Origin of the sequence: Microlunatus speluncae (assembly GCF_009299835.1) — a bacterium.
In the GTDB taxonomy this organism is placed as follows: Bacteria; Actinomycetota; Actinomycetes; order Propionibacteriales; family Propionibacteriaceae; genus Microlunatus; species Microlunatus speluncae.
On the sequence record NZ_VKCZ01000010.1, the window covers coordinates 40,361 to 58,981 of the forward strand.

The window sequence follows — 18,621 nt, forward strand, 5'->3', positions numbered from 1 at the left end:
AGGAGGACCGGTGGGCGGACTAGTACCGGTCTGGATCCCGCTGGACACCGGCGCCGCGACAGAGGGTTACCACGCGCCCGGGCCGGCAGACTTCAACCTGCCTCCGATCTTCAACGGCTTCCCGCTGCTGGACAAGTTCATGCTCCAGGCGATCATCGCGGTGATCGCGATCGCGATCTTCTGGATCGTGATGGCCCGGAAGAACAAGATCGTTCCGACCAAGGGCCAGTTCGTCGGCGAATGGGTCTACAACTTCGTCCGCAACGGCATCGCCCGCGACATGATCGGCCACGACTTCAAGAAGTACCTGCCGTTCCTGATCGCGTTGTTCTCCTTCCTGCTGGTGAACAACCTGTTCGGCGTCTTCCCGCTGACCCTGATGCCGACCACGGCGCACGTCGGCTGGGCGTACGGTCTGGCCGGTTTGGTCTGGATCACGTACAACACCGTCGGGATCATGAAGCACGGTCCGGTGCGCTACTTCAAGAACACCGTGTTGCCGTCCGGCGTGCCGTGGTTCATGTGGCCGTTGATCATTCCGTTGGAGTTCTTGTCCAACATCATCATCCGGCCGATCACGCTGTCTCTGCGTTTGTTCGCCAACATGTTCGCCGGTCACCTGTTGGTGATGGTGTTCGTCCTGGGCGGTGAGTACCTGCTGCTCGAGGCCGGACCGATCGTGAACAAGATCGCCGGTGGCGTCTCGCTGATCTTCAGCATGGCGATCTTCGGCCTGGAGCTGTTCGTCCAGGCCCTGCAGGCCTTCATCTTCACCGTCTTGACCGCCCAGTACATCTCCTCGGCCACGGCCGAGGAGCACTGACCCGAAACTCTGCAGTAGCAGAGATACCGAAAGGAAGCAGTTCAATGACCCCAATGGAACTCACCGGCTCGCTCGGCGTGGTCGGTTACGGGCTCGGGGCGATCGGCCCGGGCATCGGCGTGGGATTGATCTTCGCCGCCGTGATCTCCGGCATCGCCCGCCAGCCTGAGGCCCGTGGCGCCATGATGAGCACCGCCTGGATCGGCTTCGCCGTGACCGAGGCTCTGGCCATCATCGGCATCGCGCTCGCGTTCGTCTTCGGCGGACTGTGATCCCGATGGTGCCGACCATCTCAGTGGTGCTCGCTCCGCTGGAGACGACGCCGAGCCCGCTGGCGCCGCACCTCTCTGAGATCATCGCCGCCGTCGTCTTCGCCGGGATCCTGACCTTCATCATCGCCAAGTTCGTGGTGCCGCGGTTCGAGGCGACCTTCGCCGAACGGACCGAGGCCATCCAGGGCGGCATCGAGAAGGCGGAGAAGGCTCAGGCCGAGGCCCAGGCCGCACTGGAGAAGTACCAGGCCCAACTGACCGAGGCCCGGGGCGAAGCCGCGAAGATCCGCGAGGACGCCAAGACGCAGGGTGCCCAGATCCTGGCCGAGATGCGGGAGCAGGCCCAGGCCGAAGCTGCCCGGATCAAGACCACGGCCGAGGCACAGCTCGCGGCGGAGCGGACCCAGTTGCTGGGCGAGCTGCGGCGTGAGGTCGGCGGTCTGGCCACCACCCTGGCCGGCCGGATCGTCGGCGAATCGCTTGAGGACGACGACCGCGCTCGGCGGACCGTCGAGCGGTTCCTGACCGACCTGGAGCAGCAGGACGGACAACCGACGGAGACCGGAGCATCGCGATGAGTTCTCGCGCCGAGGATCGACTGGGTGCGCTCGACTCGGCCCTGAACGGGATCGAGCTGGACGGAGCGGTCGGCCCCGACCTGTTCGCGGCGGTGGATGCGCTGGACGCGCAGCCGGCGTTGCGGCGGGCGCTGACCGATCCGGGCACCGCGGCGGAGGCCCGGGCCGGGATCGTCCGGGCCCTGTTCGAAGGCAAGATCGGGCCGGGCGCGGTCGAGATGCTGGCGGCCGCGGTGCGGTTCCGCTGGGCCGGCGGCCGGACGTTCACCGCGGCGGTGGAGCGGCAGGCCGTCCGGGCGCAGCTGCGCGCGATCGGCGCCTCGGGCCTGGAAGAGACCGAGGACGAGTTGTTCCGGTTCGGCCGGCTGGTCGACTCCAACGGCGAGCTGCGGGCGACCCTGTCCGACCGTTCGGTGCCGCTGGATCGCCGGCAACAACTGGTCTCCGACTTGTTGTCCGGCAAGGCCAACGACGCGTCCGTCGCCTTGGCCCGGCGGGCGGTCGCGGCGCGGCAGCGTACGTTCGCCAACACGATCGCCGGCTACATATCCTTGGCGGCAGCAGAACGCAGCCGGCTGCTCGCGACGGTCCGGGTGGCCCGGCCACTCGAACCGGAGCAACTGGAGCGGCTGCGGCAGGCTCTGAGCCGGCAGGTGGGTCGGGAGATCTCGGTCCAGGTCATCGTCGACGCCGACGTACTCGGCGGTCTCCGGGTGGAACTCGGCGACGAAGTGATCGAGGGCACCGTGGCCGGCCGGCTCGACCAGGCTCGACGGCTTTTCGATTGATTGACGCTGACTGAACCCGTGCGGCTGATCGCGGCGGACCAAGATCACTGATACAGGCTAGAGATCTCAACGAGAGCAGGAACGATGGCAGAACTCACGATTCGCCCGGAGGAGATCCGGGACGCGCTGGACCGCTACGTCCGCGACTACCAGCCCGAGACCGCGAGCCGCGAAGAGGTCGGCACCGTGGCCACCTCCGGTGACGGAATCGCCCGGGTCGAGGGGCTGCCCTCGGCGATGGCCAACGAACTGCTCGAGTTCGAGAACGGCACGCTGGGCATCGCACTGAACCTCGACGTGCGCGAGATCGGCGTCGTGGTGATGGGTGACTCCGAGGGCATCGAGGAGGGCCAGCCGGTCAAGCGCACTGGCAACATCCTCTCCGTGCCGGTCGGTGACGGCTACCTGGGCCGCGTCGTCGACGCGCTGGGCAACCCGATCGACGGTCTCGGCGAGCTCACCGACCTGGACGAGCGGCGTCCGCTGGAGCTGCAGGCGGCCGGCGTGATGCACCGCCAGGAGGTCCGTCAGCCGCTGCAGACCGGGCTGAAGGCGATCGACGCGCTGACCCCGATCGGCCGTGGCCAGCGGCAGTTGATCATCGGCGACCGGAAGACCGGCAAGACCGCCATCGCGATCGACACGATCATCAACCAGAAGGACAACTGGACCAGCGGAGACCCGCAGGCCCAGGTCCGCTGCATCTACGTCGCGATCGGCCAGAAGGCTTCGACCGTGGCCGCGATCCGGGCCCAGCTGGAAGAGGCCGGCGCGCTGGAATACACGACCATCGTGTCCGCGCCGGCGTCCGACCCGGCCGGCTTCAAGTACATCGCCCCGTACACCGGCTCGGCCATCGGCCAGCACTGGATGTATGCCGGCAAGCACGTGCTGATCGTCTTCGACGACCTGACCAAGCAGGCCGAGGCGTACCGCGCCATGTCGCTGCTGCTGCGTCGCCCGCCGGGCCGCGAGGCGTACCCCGGTGACGTCTTCTACCTGCACTCCCGGCTGCTGGAGCGCTGCGCGAAGCTGTCCGACGAGCTCGGTGGCGGCTCGATGACCGGCCTGCCGATCATCGAGACCAAGGCCAACGACGTGTCGGCCTACATCCCGACCAACGTCATCTCGATCACCGACGGACAGATCTTCCTGCAGTCCGACCTGTTCAACGCGAACCAGCGCCCGGCCATCGACGTCGGCATCTCGGTGTCCCGCGTCGGCACGGCCGCCATGGTCAAGGCGATGAAGACCGTGTCCGGTTCGATCAAGGTCGACCTGGCCCAGTTCCGCGACATGCAGGCGTTCGCCATGTTCGCCTCCGACCTCGATGCCACCACCCGGCGCCAGCTGGCCCGCGGTGAGCGGCTGACCGAGCTGCTGCGGCAGCCGCAGTTCAGCCCGTACCCGGTGGAGGAGCAGGTGGTCAGCGTCTGGGCCGGCACCACCGGCAAGTTCGACGAGGTCCCGGTCGACGACGTGCTGCGGTTCGAGCAGGAGCTGCTGGAGCACCTGCGGCACAACTCCGACACGCTCGGCACGATCCGCGAGACGAAGCTCTTCGACGACGACACCGCGGCCGCGCTGACCAAGTCGATCGACGACTTCAAGCAGGGCTTCCAGACCTCCGACGGCAAGCTGTTGGCCGGCCGCGAGGAGCACGAAGCGCTCGAAGAGGACGAGGTCGAGCAAGAGCAGATCGTCAAGCAGAAGAGGTGATCATCGATGCCAGCTAGCCTGCGCGAACTGCGCCAGCGCCGCGCCTCGGTGTCGAACATCAAGAAGATCACCAAGGCGATGGAGTTGATCGCCGCGTCGCGGATCATCAAGGCCCGGCAGCGGGCCCAGTCGGCGGCGCCGTACGCCCGGGAGCTGACCCGGGCCGTGTCGGCGGTGGCGACCTTCTCCAACAACGATCACCCGCTCACCACCGAGTCGGACAATCCGCGCCGGGCGGCGATGCTGTTGATCACCGCCGACCGCGGTCAGGCCGGCGCCTACTCGACCAACGCCATTCGGGAGGGCGAGTCGCTGACCCGGCTGCTCACCGACGAGGGGCGCGAGGTCGTGCCGTACCTGACCGGGCGCAAGGCGGCCGCCTACTACGGCTTCCGGCGGCGCGAGGTCGCGGAGCAGTGGACCGGGTTCTCCGAGGCGCCCAGCTACTCCGACGCGCGGGCGATCGCGGATACGCTGATCGGCTCCTTCCTCACGCCGTACGAGGAGGGTGGGGTGGACGAGATCCATGTCGTCTACACCCGGTTCGTCTCGATGGTGACGCAGCGGCCGGAGGTGATCCGGATGCTGCCGCTCGAGGTGGTGGAAGGCGAGGAGCCACCGTCGTCGGAGGAACTGCTGCCGCTGTACGAGTTCGAGCCGAACGCCGAGACCGTGCTGGACGAGTTGCTGCCGCTGTACGTGGCGAGCCGGATCCAGTACTGCCTGCTGCAGTCGGCCGCTTCCGAGCTGGCCAGTCGCCAGCGGGCGATGAAGGCGGCGACCGACAACGCCGAGGACCTGATCGAGCGGTTCACCCGGGAGGCCAACCAGGCCCGCCAGGCCGGCATCACCCAGGAGATCAGCGAAATCGTCGGCGGTGCCGGCGCCTTGGCCGACGCGAACGCCGAAGCCGACTGACCAGCCCGAACATCCCAGACCCTGAACAAGAATCTCAGTGAGACGAGCAGATCGAGGTAGGCATGACCGCCACAGTTGAGGAAAAGAAGGAATCCGCCCCGGCCGGCGTCGGGCGCGTCGCCCGGGTGATCGGTGCGGTGGTGGACGTGGAGTTCCCAGCCGACCAGATGCCGGACATCTACAACGCCCTGTTGGTCGACACCACGGTCAACAACGAGACCCGGACGATGACCCTCGAGGTCGCGCTGCACATCGGCGACAACCTGGTCCGGGCCATCGCGCTGAAGCCGACCGACGGCATGCAGCGGGGTGCCGAGGTGCGCGACACCGGCGCCCCGATCTCGGTGCCGGTCGGCGAGGTCACCAAGGGCCACGTCTGGAACGTGACCGGCGAGGTGCTGGACGTCGATCCGGCCTCGCTGGAGATCACCGAGCGCTGGCCGATCCACCGGTCCGCGCCGAAGTTCGATCAGCTCGAGTCGAAGACCGAGATGCTGGAGACCGGCATCAAGTCGATCGACCTGCTGACCCCGTACGTGCAGGGCGGCAAGATCGGCCTGTTCGGCGGCGCGGGCGTGGGCAAGACCGTCATGATCCAGGAGATGATCTACCGGATCGCGCAGCTGCACTCCGGCACCTCGGTGTTCGCCGGGGTCGGGGAGCGGACCCGTGAGGGCAACGACCTGATCAACGAGATGGAGGAGATGGGGGTCTTCAAGGACACCGCCCTCGTCTTCGGCCAGATGGACGAGCCGCCTGGCACCCGGCTGCGGGTCGCGCTGTCGGCGCTGACCATGGCCGAATACTTCCGGGACGTGCAGAACCAGGACGTGTTGCTCTTCATCGACAACATCTTCCGGTTCACCCAGGCCGGCTCCGAGGTGTCGACGCTGCTCGGCCGGATGCCGTCCGCGGTGGGCTACCAGCCCAACCTGGCCGACGAGATGGGCCAGCTGCAGGAGCGGATCACCTCGACCCGGGGCCACTCGATCACCTCGATGCAGGCGATCTACGTCCCCGCGGACGATTACACCGACCCGGCGCCGGCCACCACCTTCGCGCACCTCGACGCGACCACGGAGCTGTCCCGGGAGATCGCGGCCCGCGGTCTGTACCCGGCGATCGATCCGCTGACGTCGACCAGCCGGATCCTGGATCCGCAGTACGTCGGCCAGACGCACTACGACGTGGCCACCCAGGTGAAGCAGATCCTGCAGCGCAACAAGGAACTGCAGGACATCATCGCGATCATGGGTGTCGACGAGTTGTCCGAGGAGGACAAGATCGTCGTCGCCCGGGCCCGCCGGATCCAGCAGTTCCTCAGCCAGAACACCTACATGGCTGAGAAGTTCACCAACGTGCCGGGCTCCACCGTGCCGCTGAACGAGATCATCGAGTCGTTCCAGATGATCTGCAACGGCGACGTCGACCACATCGCCGAGCAGGCGTTCTTCAACGTCGGTGGCATGGAAGATGTCGAGCGCCGCTGGTCCGAGCTGCAGAAGGAAGACAACTGATCATGGCCGAACCGCTCCAGGTCGAGGTCGTCTCGGCCGACGAGGTGGTCTGGTCCGGGACCAGCACGCTGATCATCGCCAAGACGGTGGACGGCGACATGGGCATCCTGCCGGGCCATGCGCCGGTGCTGGCCGTCCTGGCGCCGGGCGGCGTCGAGATCGTCACCGAGGATGCCAGCCGTGAGGTCGTGGCCGTGGACGGCGGATTCCTGTCCGTCGCCCAGGGCCGGGTGTCGATCCTCAGCGAGTACGCCCGGATGGCCGACGAGATCAGCATCGACCAGGCCGAGCGTGAGCTGGCCGATGCTCAGGCTCGGTTGGACGCCGGCGAAGACACCGAGGAAGTACGTCAGCACGTCATGCGGGCCAGCGCCCAGGTCAGGGCCGCGCACAAGGTACGCTGAGGACTTCCGCCCCGATCGTGCCCGGTTCAACTAAACCGGGCGTGGGGTTGCCGGATCGGATCACGAGAGACAGGGCCCCTAGACGACGATGGCAGGCTGGATCGGCGTCGTCGTCGTCGCACTCGTGATCTTGTTGGCCGTGGTCGTTCCGTTGGTCACCCTGGCCCTCCGGCAGCGGGTCGTGACGCGCCAGGGCGGAGCCTTCGAATGCAGCATGCGGCTCCGCCCGATCGCCGAGCAGACTCCGAGCTCCAACTGGGTGCTCGGAGTCGCTCGCTACAACCACGATCGGGTCGAGTGGTTCCGCTTCTTCTCGTTCTCGCCGCTGCCGCGGATGACCTTCCGCCGCGCCGACTCCCGGGTGATCGACACTCGCGACCCGGAGCCGGCCGAGTCCGTCGCCCTCTACGACGGGCAGCGCGTCGTCCGGGTCGCCGTCGGCGCCCATGACTCGGCCGAGGTGTGGGAGCTGGCGATGAGTTCCGGCTCGCTGACCGGCTTCCTCTCCTGGCTCGAAGCCGCCCCGCCCGGCACCGCCATGTATTAACCGACTTGTCAGAAGTGAGTTGTGCCAGGGGGCTTCTCAGTTCTGACAACTCGGGGTTTTAGAGGGTGAGGGCGGCGCGGATCGGGAGATGGTCCGACGGGTAGCGGTCGTTGACGGTGCGGTCGACGATCTCGGCGTCGACGACGCCGACTCCCGGCCCGACCAGGATCCAGTCGATCTGCGCGCTGCCCGGCTCCGGCCGCCGGTAGTTGCCGAAGGTGCCGATCGCCGGTCCGCCGACCTGGACCTCACCGATCGCGTCCCGCAGCCCGCTGTTGATCAGCACCTGGTAGGCCGGGGTCGCCGTGCCGACGTTGAAGTCGCCGGTCAGGATGACCGGCTCGGTGATCGCCGTGAGCTGCTCCGCCAGCCAGTAGGCGGACTTGACCCGGGACTCCTCGCTGCGGTGATCGAGATGGACGTTGATCATCACGAAGGTCACGCCGAGGACCGAGTCGACGAATCGGGCCCGGGTGATCATCCGGGTCAGCTCGTTGCCCCAGCTGGCCGAGCCCGGCACCTCCGGGGTGTCGGACAGCCAGCGGTGCGCGACGTCGAGCACGGTCAGCCGGGCGCTGTCGTAGAAGATCGCGCTGGTCTCGTCCGACATCCGGCCCTGCCGGCCCTCGGCCAGGTAGCGGTAGTTGCGCGGCAGCAGCCCGGCCAGATCGTCCAGCGTCTCCGGATCGGCCTCCTGGGTGCCGAGCACGGTCGGCGCCAGCTCCCGGATCAACGTGGCCAGCGGCTCGCGCCGGACCGACCACGGATGATCATCGAAGGCCCGGCTGGTGCGCAGGTTGTAGCTGACGACGGTGAGCGGCTGCATCTGCCCAAGCCTAGTGATCTACGGTGATCCCATGGCAGATGGTCCCTTGCGCGGGGTGAACCTCGGCGGCTGGTTGTTGTTGGAGAAATGGCTGACGCCGTCGCTGTTCGCCGGCACCGACGCCGAGGACGAGTACGGGTTCATGCGCACCCCGGGAGCGGCGGAGAAGCTGCGCCGGCACCGGGCCGAGTTCCTGAAGGAAGCGGACTTCGCCTGGATCGCGGAGCACGGCCTGGACCTGGTCCGGATCCCGGTCGGCCACTGGGTGTTCGGCGAGGAGGACCGGTCGGCCGACGAGCCGGAGCTGCTCGGGGCGATCAAGGAACTCGACTGGGCGATGGAGATGGCGGCCAAGTACGGGCTGCTGGTGCTGCTCGACCTGCACGGCGCCCCGGGCTCGCAGAACGGTCGTGATCACAGTGGGCTCAGCGGCAAGCGGAACTGGTATGCCCGGCAGGACTTCCGGGATCGTACCGTCGACGTGTTGGAGCGGTTGGCCCGGCGCTACGCCGCGGCCGATCACCTGTGGGGGATCGAGCTGCTCAACGAGCCGATGGACCCGCGACTCTGGACCTTGATCAAGTTCTACCGGCGGGCCTACGCCAGCTTGATCACGATCCTGCGGCCGGGCACCCGGATCATCTTCTCCGACGGCTTCGTGCCCTGGCTCACCCGTGGCGCCATCCGACCGGTGCCGGACTACCCGGTGATCATGGACTGCCACCTCTACCAGTGCTTCTACCCCTGGGATCAGCGCAACTCGATCCCGCACCATCTGCGCAAGGCCCGGCACAGCCGGGCGAAGTTGATCAAGTGGCTGAGCCGCCGGCATCCGGTGATCGTGGGGGAGTGGAGCGTCGCCCTCCCCGGCCGGACCATCGCCGGCCTCGGCCCGGACCAGATCACGGCCCTACGCCGCGACTACGCCGAGGCCCAGCAGCAGGGCTACGCCGGCGCCGTCGCCTGGACCTTCTGGAACTACACCGCCGAGGAACGCAATGAGTGGAACTACCGTGCCCTGGTCGAGGACGGCCACTTCATCCCGCTCTGACCCTGCCCGGCGAACGCGCTGCGGAGGTTCGGATGAGCGAGACGGGTGCTTCCTGCGGGTGCGGGTCGGGGGTGCGGAAGTCGTCACAGGTAGAGAATTAGTCCAGTCGGGGCAGGGTCGGCTGGTCGTTTGTCGCCACAGGTGGAGAAACGGGCCAGTCCGGGTCGTGTCGTTGGCGCCGCAGGCGGAGAGCTGTCCAGTCCGGAGCGGTCTGCGATCTTGAGGTCGGCACTTGGTGCGTTGGCCGGAGCCCCAGGCAACGCCAAGACGCGCCCGTCCTTGGCCCGTCGTTCGGCGGTCGGGCCGGAGCCGGTGTGGCACCGTCTGGCTTGCCCTTCGACCGGCTCAGGGAACGAACGGCCTCGTCGACTGCGCCCGGCCCGACCCAGCCCGGCTCAGCTCAGGGGACGAACCAGCATTCAGACGCTGCCGAGGCCTCGTTGCACCCGGTCCAGCAGTCTCAGGGCGAGGCCGCGGTCATCGGCGATGTCCCGCTCCTGCTCGGCGCCGAGGTCGGGGTGGTCGGTGATGATGCCGTCGACGCCGTCGATCAGGTAGGTGCGCATCTTGTCCTCCGACTCGACGGTCCAGACCAGGATCTTGTAGCCCGCGTCCTGGGCCTGGTGCAGGAAGTCCTCGTCGTAGGACGCCTCCTCGATGACGATGAAGTCGCATTTGACCTTGGGGATCCCGCCGAAGTTGATCGGCACGATGAAGCCGACGACCAGCGTCGGCCGGGCCGCCTCGAGTCGGGTCACCACGTCACGGCTGATCGAGTGGTACGTGTACCAGTCGGTCACCCGATAGGCGTCGAGCACCGCGAGCAGCCGCGGCACCAGGTCGGGGGTCTCGGCTCCGTGCAGCTTGACCTCGAGCAACTGCGGCAACTCGAGCTCCTTCGAGGTCTCGATCCACTGCTCCAGCGAGGGAATCTTGGCTTCCTGATCACCGTGCCGCACGGTGATCCGGGTCAACTCGTCCTGGGTCAGATCCTTGACCTCCCGGTCGATCCCGGCGAGTCGGCGCAGATTCGTGTCGTGCATGACCACGAACCGGCCGTCCTTGGTCTGCAGGACGTCGAACTCGACCCGGTCGGCGCCGGAGCGCTTTGCCGCCCGCAGCGCCGGCAGCGTGTTCTCCACTCCGCCGTCGACCCACCCGCGATGGGCCAGGACCTGGGTCACCTTGGCGGCGTCGAACGCGGTCAGCGTGCCGATGTTGATCACCGTGGTGATCAACAGGGCGATCACGGTGACCGCCGCGGCGAGACCCCACAGCACCCGCCTGCGGCGCGGGGTGCCGGTGGCTCCGTCCTCGAAGTCGTCGGGCCGGAGTCGGTCGGCCAGCCGCGGCAGCCAGTCCCGTTTCAGGGCGGTCAGGCACTGCGCGACCATGACGGCCACCAGCGAGGTCACGACGAACAGACCGATCTGCCAGACGGACAGTCCGGTGCCGGCCATGATCGGCGACAGATCGGGCGCCGCCTCGTCGGTGATCAGCGTCGGCACGGTCACCAATCCGGCCAAGATCAGCAGCAGCACGGTCGACGGCACCGAGATCAGCCCGATCAGCAGGACCAACCGCAGACTCCGCCACCGAGTGAGGCGCCAGCTGGTCGCGAAGGACCCCCAGACGCTCGCCTCGGTCGTGCACAGGACCGGCAGCACGAACAACAGCCGGACCGCGAGATAGAAGAAGATCAACATCACGGCCGAGTAGAGCAGGCTGCCCGACGGTGTCTTGGACAGCTCCTCGCTGACGAACGGCGGCACGCCGATCTTGCCCGTCAGCGTGGCGGTGAGGCCGAACTGGCCCAGGGGAAGGACGAGCAGCAGATAGACCACGACCAGGAAACCCTGTGGGTGCAGGAGTTTCCGGCCGGTGGCCCGGAGCCGGAGCAACAGCTGCCGCGGCGTGATCGACCGTCCCGCCTGATGGTGGTCGGCCAGGATGAAGATCACGGCGAACCCGATCAGGACGACGGCCGTCGCGATCACCGCGACCAGCAGCAGGGTCAGGTCGGCGAGCGGATTGCGGATCACAGTGGCGAACTCGTCGTAGGCGATGCTGCCGAGCCCGGTCTGCACGAGCACCAGGCCGTAGATCAGCCGGAGGATCGGGATCGCGACCACGACGACCAAGCCCTCGATCGCGAGCAGGGTCAGCAGATAGAACAGCGGATCCCGCCAGGTGGTGCGATGCGCGCGGCCGATGGCCCCGCGCACCCCGAGCGGCTTGGGCGGACGATCCGGCGCCGCCTCGCCGTGCGCCGGGTCCGCTATCGCCTTGGTCATCCGGTCACAGTACTGACGCGGCCGCGCCCAGTACCGGAGCCGACCGGCGCGGCTCGGGCCGAGTGGTCAGACCTGACCGGCTCGTTCCAGGGCGGTGCAGCAGGTGTTCACCAGCAGGCGGGTGACGTTGTAGGGATCGATGTTGGCGTTGGGCCGGCGGTCCTCGATGTAGCCCAACTTGTCGACCTCCACCTGCCAGGGGATGCGGACCGAAGCGCCACGGTCGGAGACGCCGTAACTGTAGACGTCGTGCGGGGCGGTCTCGTGATCACCGGTCAGGCGCTCCTCGATGCCGTGACCGTAGCCGGCGATGTGCTCCTCGACCTTGCCCGGGGCGCCGAGGGACTCGCAGGCGGTGATGATCGCGTCGTAGCCCTCGCGCATCGCCCGGGTGGAGAAGTTGGTGTGCGCACCGGCGCCGTTCCAGTCGCCCTTGGCGGGCTTGGCGTCCAGGGTTGCGGCGACGTCGTACTCCTCGGCGATCCGGTAGAGCAGCCAGCGGGCCAGCCACAGGTGGTCGGCGACCTCGACCGGTCCCGCCGGGCCGATCTGGAATTCCCACTGGCCGGGCATGACCTCGGCGTTGATGCCGGAGATGGTCAGCCCGGCCTCGATGCAGGCGTCGAGATGCTTCTCGACGATCTCGCGACCGAAGACCTCGTCGGCGCCGACGCCGCAGTAGTACGGGCCCTGCGGAGCGGGGAAACCGACGGCCGGGAAGCCGAGCGGGCGACCCTCCTGGAAGAACGTGTACTCCTGCTCGATGCCGAACCAGGAATCCTGCTCGGCGTGGCGTTCGGCGACCGGACGGAGCTTCGCCCGGTTGTTGGTCGGGTGCGGCGTGCCGTCGACGAGGTAGACCTCGCACAACACGAGGACGTGGTCGCCGCCGCGGATCGGGTCGGGACACGAGAAGACCGGTCTGAGCACGCAGTCGGAGTTGTCACCGGGCGCCTGGTTGGTGCTCGAACCGTCGAAGCCCCACTCCGGCGGCTCGGCGCCGTCGGCGAGGACCTTCGTCTTCGACCGAAGCCGCGCGCTCGGCTCGGTGCCGTCGATCCAGATGTATTCGGCCTTGTAGGTCAACCGTCTGCCCCCTCGGGTCGGCCACCCAGGTTGTTCTGGCGGCCGGTGTCGACAGTGTCAACCGGCTGTTGCGGGCCCGTTCCTCCTCTGTGAACAGCGTGTTAAGGCCCTCGAGCTCGCCGCCAGCGTCAGCCGATCGTGCGACGGGCCGGTGACTCGTCGCCGGCCCGATTGACCGCCGACACCAGGTAGGTGGCGCCGGCCGTGCCGTCCGGATCGGTCCAGCGATGGTCAGATGTCCCGTCGGCCTGGATCACGGCAACCAGGTGCTCGGCGTCGGCCAGGGCACAGCGGTCCGGCACCGTCCCGGCGTCGAACCGGTAGATCGCGAACTGGTGCGCGCGGGTCGAGGACCAGCTGAGCTCGACCCCGCCCGCGACCGGTCCGGCCTCGAGCGAGCGCACCGGCAGGGCCGGGCGGACCTTCAGCGACGGCGATTCCGGCACCAGCGCCGGTCGGGAATACCAGGTCTGGTTCAGCAGCGTGGTGCCGCCGAGGCGGTCGGCCTTCACGTCCTTGGCCGAGAAGTAGATGTTGCCCTTCACCTCGGGGTGATCGGTGTTGAACTGCAGGTGGCTGGACAGCTCGCCCGGCTTGGCCCAGTTCGGGTCGGCGTTCAGGGCGACCTTGTAGGTGGCCTGCCCGATGTAGAGGTTGGTCGTCGTGCCGCGGACCTGATCGGCCCACCAGGAGGTGACCTTCTCGTAGTCGGCGACGGTGAAGCCGCGGGACCAGTAGACCTGCGGCACCACGTAGTCGATCCATTCCTCCCGCACCCAGCGCCGGGTGTCGGCATAGAGGTCGTCGTAGGTCTGCACGCCGCCGGCGGTGTCGGACCCTTCAGGATCAGTGCTGGCGTTGCGCCAGATCGCGAACGGTGAGACGCCGAACGCGACCCACGGCTTGGCCCGCTTGATCGCCGCGCCGAGCTCGGTGATCAAGGAATCGATGTTGCTGCGGCGCCAGTCGGCCAGGCTCAGCCCGTTGCCGTGCTCGGCGTATTCGGCGGCGTCGTCGAAGGTCTGACCGGCCACCGGATACGGATAGAAGTAGTCGTCGAAGTGCACGCCGTCGATGTCATAGCGGCTGACCGCGTCCATGATCGCGTCGACCGAGAACTTCCGGGCCGCCGGGATGCCCGGGTTGTAGTAGAGCTTGCCGCCGTACGGCACCACCCAGTCGGGATGCAGCCGGGCCGGGTGGGTCGGAGCAAGATCATCGATCTTGGTGTCCATGCTGATCCGGTACGGATTGAACCAGGCATGCAACTGCAGGCCGCGGCGGTGCGCCTCGGTGACGGCGAAGGCCAGCGGGTCGTAGCCGGGATCACCGCCCTGGGTGCCGGTGAGGTAGCGCGACCACGGCTCCTTCGCGCCGGGCCAGAAGGCGTCCGCGGTGGGCCGGACCTGCAGGATCACCGCGTTGTGCCGGGAGCGGACCGCGAGGTCGAACCAGTCGATCAGTTCCTGCTGCTGGGCCGCGGGGGAGAGGCCGGTCTTCGACGGCCAGTCGATGTTGACCACCGAGGCGATCCACATCGCCCGGAAGTCGTGCTTCGGTCGCGTGGGATCGACCGTGCAGCCGGCCGCCGGACCGGCCGGTCGCTCGTCGGGCGCGGCGGCGGCCGGACCGGAGCCGAGGGACAGGGTGAGTAGGGCGGCGAGGGCGAGGGCACTCAGCCGGCCGAGGATGCGGGTGCGTCCGGGCACGATTCCTCCTTGAGATCGAGCGGACAGGTCGAAAATTCACCTGGGCACAGTGTGTCCCGGAACACCGCGGCTGTCCATCGATCCGGCCACCATGATCGGCTCACCGCCGGCCGGCGAACCGGAGCTCAGGTCGCGTCGCTCCCGGAGGTGAACGCGGCGTCGAAGGCGGCGGTCGGCGGCGTGATCGCGTTCAGCCCGCGGATGAAGGTCAGGGCTTCCGGGGCACCGGCGAGCCGGTCCATCCCGGCGTCCTCCCACTCGATCGAAACCGAACGGTCGTAGCCGATCGTGTTGAGCATCCGGAAGATGTCCTCCCACCGGGCGTCGCCGCGGCCGGTGGAGATGAAGTCCCAGCCGCGCCGCTGATCGGCCCAGGGCAGGTGCGAGCCGAGGATGCCGTTGCGGCCGTCGGTCTGGCGGACCTTCGCGTCCTTGCAGTGGAAGTGATAGATCCGGTCCTTGAAGTCCCAGAGGAAGGCGACGTAGTCCAGTCCCTGCCAGATCATGTGCGACGGGTCGAAGTTGAGCCCGAAGGCGGGCCGGTGACCGATCGCCTCCAACGTGGCGACGGTCGACCAGTAGTCGTAGGCGATCTCCGACGGGTGCACCTCGTGCGCGAACCGGACGCCCTGCTCGTCGAAGACGTCCAGGATCGGATTCCAGCGGTCGGCGAAGTCGCGGTAGCCGGCCTTGATCACGTCGTCGCCGACCGGAGGAAACATCGCCACGTAGTGCCAGATCGACGAGCCGGTGAAGCCGATCACGGTTTCCACACCCAGCCGGGCGGCGGCCCGCGCGGTGAGCTTCATCTCCTCGGCGGCACGCTGCCGGACCCCTTCCGGATCGCCGTCGACCCAGACCCGTGGGTTGACTGTCGCCTGGTGGCGATCATCGATGATCGCCTCGCAGACCGCCTGGCCGTTGAGGTGGTTGGAGATCGCCCAACAGCCGAGGCCGTACTGCTCCAGGGTGTCCTTGATCGACTTCAGGTACGCGTCGTCCTCGGCCGCCTTCCCGACATCGAGATGCTCACCCCAACAGGCGAGCTCGAGCCCGTCGTAGCCCCATTCCGAAGCCAGCCGGCACATCTCGTCGAACGGGACGTCGGCCCACTGCCCGGTGAAGAGGGTCACCGGCCGGGACTGCTTCGGCGTCGCCTTGCCGGTCGCTTCACGCAGAGTGGATGCGGTCATCGTCGTCACTCCTGATCTTGAGGATTCGGTTGATCATGGTCCGACTCGGTTGGTCGAGGGCGGCCCGAGCCGGGGACCCAGAGCACCTCGTGCTCGGCGCCGTTGATGTAGCGGGTGAGGATGAACAACAGGTCGGACAGCCGGTTCAGGTACGTCAGCGGCAGCGGGTTCAACCGCTCGCCCTCACTCTCGCGGGCGGCCCAGCCGGTCCGCTCGGCCCGCCGGGTCACCGTCCGGGCCACATGCAGGTAGGCGGCGCCCAGCTTGCCGCCGGGCAGCACGAACGACTCCAGCTTCGGCGAGGCGGCGGCGAACTCGTCGCACCAGGCCTCCAGCCGGTCCACGGACTCCTGGGTGATCCGCAGCGGATGATGCTGACCCGGCCCGAGGGTGGCGCCCGGCGGCGGCACCGGGTTGGCCAGGTCGGCGCCGACGTCGAACAGTTCGTTCTGGATCAGGCCGAGCACCTCGACCGCCCGGGCCGGCAGGTCGCCGCCGGCCAGGGCCACGCCGATGGCCGAGTTGGCCTCGTCGACGTCGCCATAGGCGGCCACCCGGAGATCGGTCTTGGCGGTCTCGGAGAAGTCGACCAGGCGGGTCTGCCCGCCGTCGCCGGTCCGGGTGTAGATCCGGGTCAGCCGGACCATGATCGCGCCATCCTCCACCCCGTCGTCTTCGACAGCGTCTGATCCATGATCAAACCCTACGAGGACGGGGCCGGTCGCGCACGTGCGGGTCCACGGGCCGGGTCATAGCCCGCTGACCAGTTCCCGGACGAGGTCGGCGGCCGGTCCGGTCCGGGCGCTCCGGAAGCCGGTGCCGGCCCACAGGTGCAGCCGGTCGGTGTCGCCGGCCCGGGCGGCGGCGCGGCGGAGCTCGCGGGTCAGTTGGTGCAGGTCCGGATACGCGTCGCGGCGACCTCCTCCCGGACGTCCGCCGCGGTCCGGTAGCCGGCGGCCAGGAACGGGAACGCGCCGGCCTCGGCGACGGTCGTGGCCAGGGCCGGGGTGCCGGCGCCGCCGGCCATCGGGGCGGCCACGAGGGGGAGTTCGGTGTCGAGCAGGCGGACCCGGGGCATGGCCGCATCCTCCTCCATCGTCTCGCCGAGGCGCGACCGGTGCGCGTCGGTCTCGGCGACCACAGGTGGGCATGGCAAGGTATGCACGTGAATCCCGTCCTGCGCCGGATCGTGCTGGCGGTCGCGGTGCTGCTGCTGGCCGGCTGCGGCACCATCCCGGTCGACGATCCGCTCAGCACCGACACCGCCGCGCCGCCGGTGGATACGCCTGCCGGCCCGGCGACTCCCTCGGGATCGGCGTCGGCCAGTCCCGCTCCGTCCACGCCGGCGCCGTCGAGCTCGGCGCCGGTCGGCCCGAACCCGCCGTCCAGCCCGGTCCCCACCGGTTCGGGATCGGCGCCGCCGTCGGCCGCGCCGACCCAGCCCGGGCCGCGGCCGCCCGGCACCGGAGTGACGACGGTGCCGCAGGGGCCGGAGACGTGTGAATACACGGCGAGCGGCCAACCCTCCAAGCCGGTGCAGCCACCGAAGAGCACCGGGATCGCCAACGCCGGTCAGCCGGTGTTCTCGATCGCCACCAACGAGGGCGAGGTGAACCTGACGCTCGACCGGGCCAAGGCTCCGTGCACCGTGAACTCGTTCGAATCGCTGGCCCTGCAGGGATTCTTCAACGGCACGTCGTGCCCGCGCCTGGTCGACTCCGGGATCTACGTGCTGCAGTGCGGCGACCCGACCGGCTCCGGCAACGGCAGCCCCGGGTACGAGTTCGCCGACGAGACCGACGGCACCGAGTCCTACGTCAGCGGCGTGGTGGCGATGGCGAACGGTGGCCCGAACACCAACGGCTCCCAGTTCTTCCTGGTCTTCAACGATTCGACCGGCCTGGACGCGCTGCCGCAGAAGTACACGATCTTCGGCCGGATGGATCCGGCCTCGGTCGCGGTGGTGCAGCGGATCGCGGCCGAGGGGCAGGACGGGACCAATCCGTACGGCGGCGGGAAGCCGAACAACCCGGCCGCGATCTCGCGGGTGATCAAGGTCAAGGACTGACCGGCGCCGGTTCCAGGACGAGCTTCATCCCCTCGTGGCTGGCGACGAAACCGTGCCGGGCGTAGAACCGGTGCGCGTCGGTCCGTGACTTGTCGGTGGTCAGCTGGACCAGGCCGGCGCCGCGCTCCCGGGCCCGGTCGAGGGTCCAGCCGAGCAGCCGGCCGCCGAGGCCGCGACTCCGTTGCCCGGCGGCGATCCGGACCGCCTCGATGATCATCCGCAGCGTGCCGTGCCGGGACAGCCCGGCGATGAAGGTGAGCTGGCAGGTGCCGATGATCATGCCCTCCGCCTCGACCACGGCGAGCAGTTGGTTGGGATCGGCGTCGATCGCGGCGAAGGCGGCGCGGTAGGCGTCCGGAGTGCCGGTCTCGCGTTGCCGGCCGAGCGGGTCGTCGCGGAGCAACTCGATCACCGCCGGCACGTCAGCGGCGCGGGCCCGGCGCACGGTCACGCCGTCGCCGAGCTCCCCGGCCGGCTCGTCCGGCTGGACGAACTCGAGCCGGTTGCCGTGCGGGTCGTCGGCGTAGAACCGTTGGAAACCGGGCAACTCATCGTCGATCCGGACCGGATGACCGGCCTCGTGCAATCGCGCGGCGACCGCGTCCAGGTCGCCGACCCGGATCGCCGGGTGGGCCTTGCGGGCCGGCCGGAAGTCCTCCTCGATGCCGAGGTGCAGCTCGTAGCCGGCGCCGCGGAACCAGCAGCCGCCGCGGGCGGCGAGGGCGGGAGGCTTGGGAATCTCGGTCAGCCCGAGCAGGTCGCCGAAGTACGCGCGCGAGGCGGCCTCGGATCCGGGCGGGCTGGCCAGCAGGACGTGATGCAGCATGC

19 protein-coding genes are annotated in these 18,621 nt (G+C 68.6%); 11 read left to right on the plus strand and 8 right to left on the minus strand.

Going from position 1 to position 18,621, the window contains the following annotated elements; all coding sequences use genetic code 11:
* The first annotated feature begins 40 nt into the window (after window positions 1-40).
* The 9 genes from atpB to FNH24_RS13955 all read left to right on the plus strand — a co-directional run bounded on the left by atpB (window position 41) and on the right by FNH24_RS13955 (window position 7,566).
* The gene (atpB, locus tag FNH24_RS13915; RefSeq protein ID WP_152362904.1) at window positions 41-823 is read left to right on the plus strand and encodes a F0F1 ATP synthase subunit A; all 783 of its coding nucleotides are present in this window, start codon (window positions 41-43) and stop codon (window positions 821-823) included.
* Between the two features lie 44 nt (window positions 824-867).
* Entirely contained in the window at window positions 868-1,095 is a 228-nt protein-coding gene (locus FNH24_RS13920; RefSeq protein ID WP_152362804.1) for an ATP synthase subunit c family protein, read from the plus strand.
* 5 nt (window positions 1,096-1,100) lie between these two features.
* On the plus strand, window positions 1,101-1,673 hold the full coding sequence (locus FNH24_RS13925; RefSeq protein WP_152362805.1) for a F0F1 ATP synthase subunit B: 573 nt from the start codon (window positions 1,101-1,103) through the stop codon (window positions 1,671-1,673).
* Window positions 1,670-2,461: a F0F1 ATP synthase subunit delta gene (locus FNH24_RS13930; protein ID WP_152362806.1), complete on the plus strand. Its 792-nt coding sequence runs from the start codon at window positions 1,670-1,672 to the stop codon at window positions 2,459-2,461. Before FNH24_RS13925 ends, FNH24_RS13930 begins: the two co-directional genes overlap by 4 nt.
* Before the next feature lie 84 nt (window positions 2,462-2,545).
* Window positions 2,546-4,180: a F0F1 ATP synthase subunit alpha gene (atpA, locus tag FNH24_RS13935; protein ID WP_152362807.1), complete on the plus strand. Its 1,635-nt coding sequence runs from the start codon at window positions 2,546-2,548 to the stop codon at window positions 4,178-4,180.
* Window positions 4,181-4,186: 6 nt separating this feature from the next.
* Window positions 4,187-5,098 carry a F0F1 ATP synthase subunit gamma gene (locus FNH24_RS13940; RefSeq protein ID WP_152362808.1) on the plus strand — a complete coding sequence of 304 codons (912 nt, stop codon included), beginning with the start codon at window positions 4,187-4,189 and terminating at the stop codon, window positions 5,096-5,098.
* Window positions 5,099-5,160: 62 nt separating this feature from the next.
* Complete coding sequence (atpD, locus tag FNH24_RS13945; protein ID WP_152362809.1) at window positions 5,161-6,615, plus strand: F0F1 ATP synthase subunit beta; 1,455 nt, start codon at window positions 5,161-5,163, stop codon at window positions 6,613-6,615.
* Window positions 6,616-6,617: 2 nt separating this feature from the next.
* A complete protein-coding gene (locus FNH24_RS13950) occupies window positions 6,618-7,019 on the plus strand; it encodes a F0F1 ATP synthase subunit epsilon (RefSeq protein ID WP_152362810.1) in 402 nt (133 codons plus the stop codon).
* 88 nt (window positions 7,020-7,107) lie between these two features.
* Entirely contained in the window at window positions 7,108-7,566 is a 459-nt protein-coding gene (locus tag FNH24_RS13955; RefSeq protein WP_152362811.1) for a DUF2550 domain-containing protein, read from the plus strand.
* A gap of 58 nt (window positions 7,567-7,624) precedes the next feature.
* On the opposite strand, the gene FNH24_RS13960 is transcribed toward FNH24_RS13955, so the two are convergent.
* The gene (locus tag FNH24_RS13960) at window positions 7,625-8,392 is read right to left on the minus strand and encodes an endonuclease/exonuclease/phosphatase family protein (protein WP_152362812.1); all 768 of its coding nucleotides are present in this window, start codon (window positions 8,390-8,392) and stop codon (window positions 7,625-7,627) included.
* 31 nt (window positions 8,393-8,423) lie between these two features.
* On the opposite strand from FNH24_RS13960, the gene FNH24_RS13965 reads away from it, so the two are divergent.
* Window positions 8,424-9,443 (plus strand): glycoside hydrolase family 5 protein, encoded by a 1,020-nt coding sequence (locus FNH24_RS13965; RefSeq protein ID WP_152362813.1) that lies wholly within the window; start codon window positions 8,424-8,426, stop codon window positions 9,441-9,443.
* A 419-nt stretch (window positions 9,444-9,862) separates the two neighbouring features.
* On the opposite strand, the gene FNH24_RS13970 is transcribed toward FNH24_RS13965, so the two are convergent.
* From FNH24_RS13970 to FNH24_RS14000, 6 genes are all read right to left on the minus strand, one after another.
* Window positions 9,863-11,737, minus strand: coding sequence for a glycerophosphoryl diester phosphodiesterase membrane domain-containing protein (locus FNH24_RS13970; protein WP_152362814.1), 1,875 nt, complete (start codon window positions 11,735-11,737; stop codon window positions 9,863-9,865).
* Between the two features lie 66 nt (window positions 11,738-11,803).
* Window positions 11,804-12,823: a glutamine synthetase GlnII gene (gene glnII / locus FNH24_RS13975; protein ID WP_152362815.1), complete on the minus strand. Its 1,020-nt coding sequence runs from the start codon at window positions 12,821-12,823 to the stop codon at window positions 11,804-11,806.
* 128 nt (window positions 12,824-12,951) lie between these two features.
* Window positions 12,952-14,532 (minus strand): glycoside hydrolase family 10-like protein, encoded by a 1,581-nt coding sequence (locus FNH24_RS13980; protein ID WP_246186886.1) that lies wholly within the window; start codon window positions 14,530-14,532, stop codon window positions 12,952-12,954.
* A gap of 125 nt (window positions 14,533-14,657) precedes the next feature.
* On the minus strand, window positions 14,658-15,725 hold the full coding sequence (locus FNH24_RS13985; RefSeq protein ID WP_152362816.1) for a sugar phosphate isomerase/epimerase family protein: 1,068 nt from the start codon (window positions 15,723-15,725) through the stop codon (window positions 14,658-14,660).
* Window positions 15,726-15,730: 5 nt separating this feature from the next.
* A complete protein-coding gene (locus FNH24_RS13990) occupies window positions 15,731-16,372 on the minus strand; it encodes a cob(I)yrinic acid a,c-diamide adenosyltransferase (protein WP_152362906.1) in 642 nt (213 codons plus the stop codon).
* A gap of 236 nt (window positions 16,373-16,608) precedes the next feature.
* A complete protein-coding gene (locus FNH24_RS14000) occupies window positions 16,609-16,890 on the minus strand; it encodes a nitronate monooxygenase (RefSeq protein WP_246186887.1) in 282 nt (93 codons plus the stop codon).
* Between FNH24_RS14000 and FNH24_RS14005 the strand changes: the two genes are divergently transcribed.
* The gene (locus FNH24_RS14005) at window positions 16,885-17,793 is read left to right on the plus strand and encodes a peptidylprolyl isomerase (protein WP_217428217.1); all 909 of its coding nucleotides are present in this window, start codon (window positions 16,885-16,887) and stop codon (window positions 17,791-17,793) included. The genes FNH24_RS14000 and FNH24_RS14005 overlap by 6 nt on opposite strands.
* Here FNH24_RS14005 and FNH24_RS14010 read toward each other — a convergent pair.
* Entirely contained in the window at window positions 17,783-18,619 is an 837-nt protein-coding gene (locus tag FNH24_RS14010; protein WP_246186889.1) for a GNAT family N-acetyltransferase, read from the minus strand. The two genes, FNH24_RS14005 and FNH24_RS14010, sit on opposite strands and share 11 nt — an antisense overlap.
* Window positions 18,620-18,621 lie beyond the last annotated feature (2 nt).

What these genes read in the sequence shown, in the direction of transcription:
- FNH24_RS13920 (WP_152362804.1), top strand. Translation starts at nt 868, where the DNA reads ATGACCCCAATGGAACTCACCGGCTCGCTCGGCGTGGTCGGTTACGGG.
- FNH24_RS13925 (WP_152362805.1), top strand. Translation starts at nt 1,101, where the DNA reads ATGGTGCCGACCATCTCAGTGGTGCTCGCTCCGCTGGAGACGACGCCG.
- FNH24_RS13930 (WP_152362806.1), top strand. Translation starts at nt 1,670, where the DNA reads ATGAGTTCTCGCGCCGAGGATCGACTGGGTGCGCTCGACTCGGCCCTG.
- atpA (WP_152362807.1), top strand. Translation starts at nt 2,546, where the DNA reads ATGGCAGAACTCACGATTCGCCCGGAGGAGATCCGGGACGCGCTGGAC.
- FNH24_RS13940 (WP_152362808.1), top strand. Translation starts at nt 4,187, where the DNA reads ATGCCAGCTAGCCTGCGCGAACTGCGCCAGCGCCGCGCCTCGGTGTCG.
- atpD (WP_152362809.1), top strand. Translation starts at nt 5,161, where the DNA reads ATGACCGCCACAGTTGAGGAAAAGAAGGAATCCGCCCCGGCCGGCGTC.
- FNH24_RS13950 (WP_152362810.1), top strand. Translation starts at nt 6,618, where the DNA reads ATGGCCGAACCGCTCCAGGTCGAGGTCGTCTCGGCCGACGAGGTGGTC.
- FNH24_RS13955 (WP_152362811.1), top strand. Translation starts at nt 7,108, where the DNA reads ATGGCAGGCTGGATCGGCGTCGTCGTCGTCGCACTCGTGATCTTGTTG.
- FNH24_RS13960 (WP_152362812.1), bottom strand. Translation starts at nt 8,392, where the DNA reads ATGCAGCCGCTCACCGTCGTCAGCTACAACCTGCGCACCAGCCGGGCC.
- FNH24_RS13965 (WP_152362813.1), top strand. Translation starts at nt 8,424, where the DNA reads ATGGCAGATGGTCCCTTGCGCGGGGTGAACCTCGGCGGCTGGTTGTTG.
- FNH24_RS13970 (WP_152362814.1), bottom strand. Translation starts at nt 11,737, where the DNA reads ATGACCAAGGCGATAGCGGACCCGGCGCACGGCGAGGCGGCGCCGGAT.
- FNH24_RS13985 (WP_152362816.1), bottom strand. Translation starts at nt 15,725, where the DNA reads ATGACCGCATCCACTCTGCGTGAAGCGACCGGCAAGGCGACGCCGAAG.
- FNH24_RS13990 (WP_152362906.1), bottom strand. Translation starts at nt 16,372, where the DNA reads ATGGTCCGGCTGACCCGGATCTACACCCGGACCGGCGACGGCGGGCAG.
- FNH24_RS14005 (WP_217428217.1), top strand. Translation starts at nt 16,885, where the DNA reads ATGCACGTGAATCCCGTCCTGCGCCGGATCGTGCTGGCGGTCGCGGTG.
- FNH24_RS14010 (WP_246186889.1), bottom strand. Translation starts at nt 18,619, where the DNA reads ATGCTGCATCACGTCCTGCTGGCCAGCCCGCCCGGATCCGAGGCCGCC.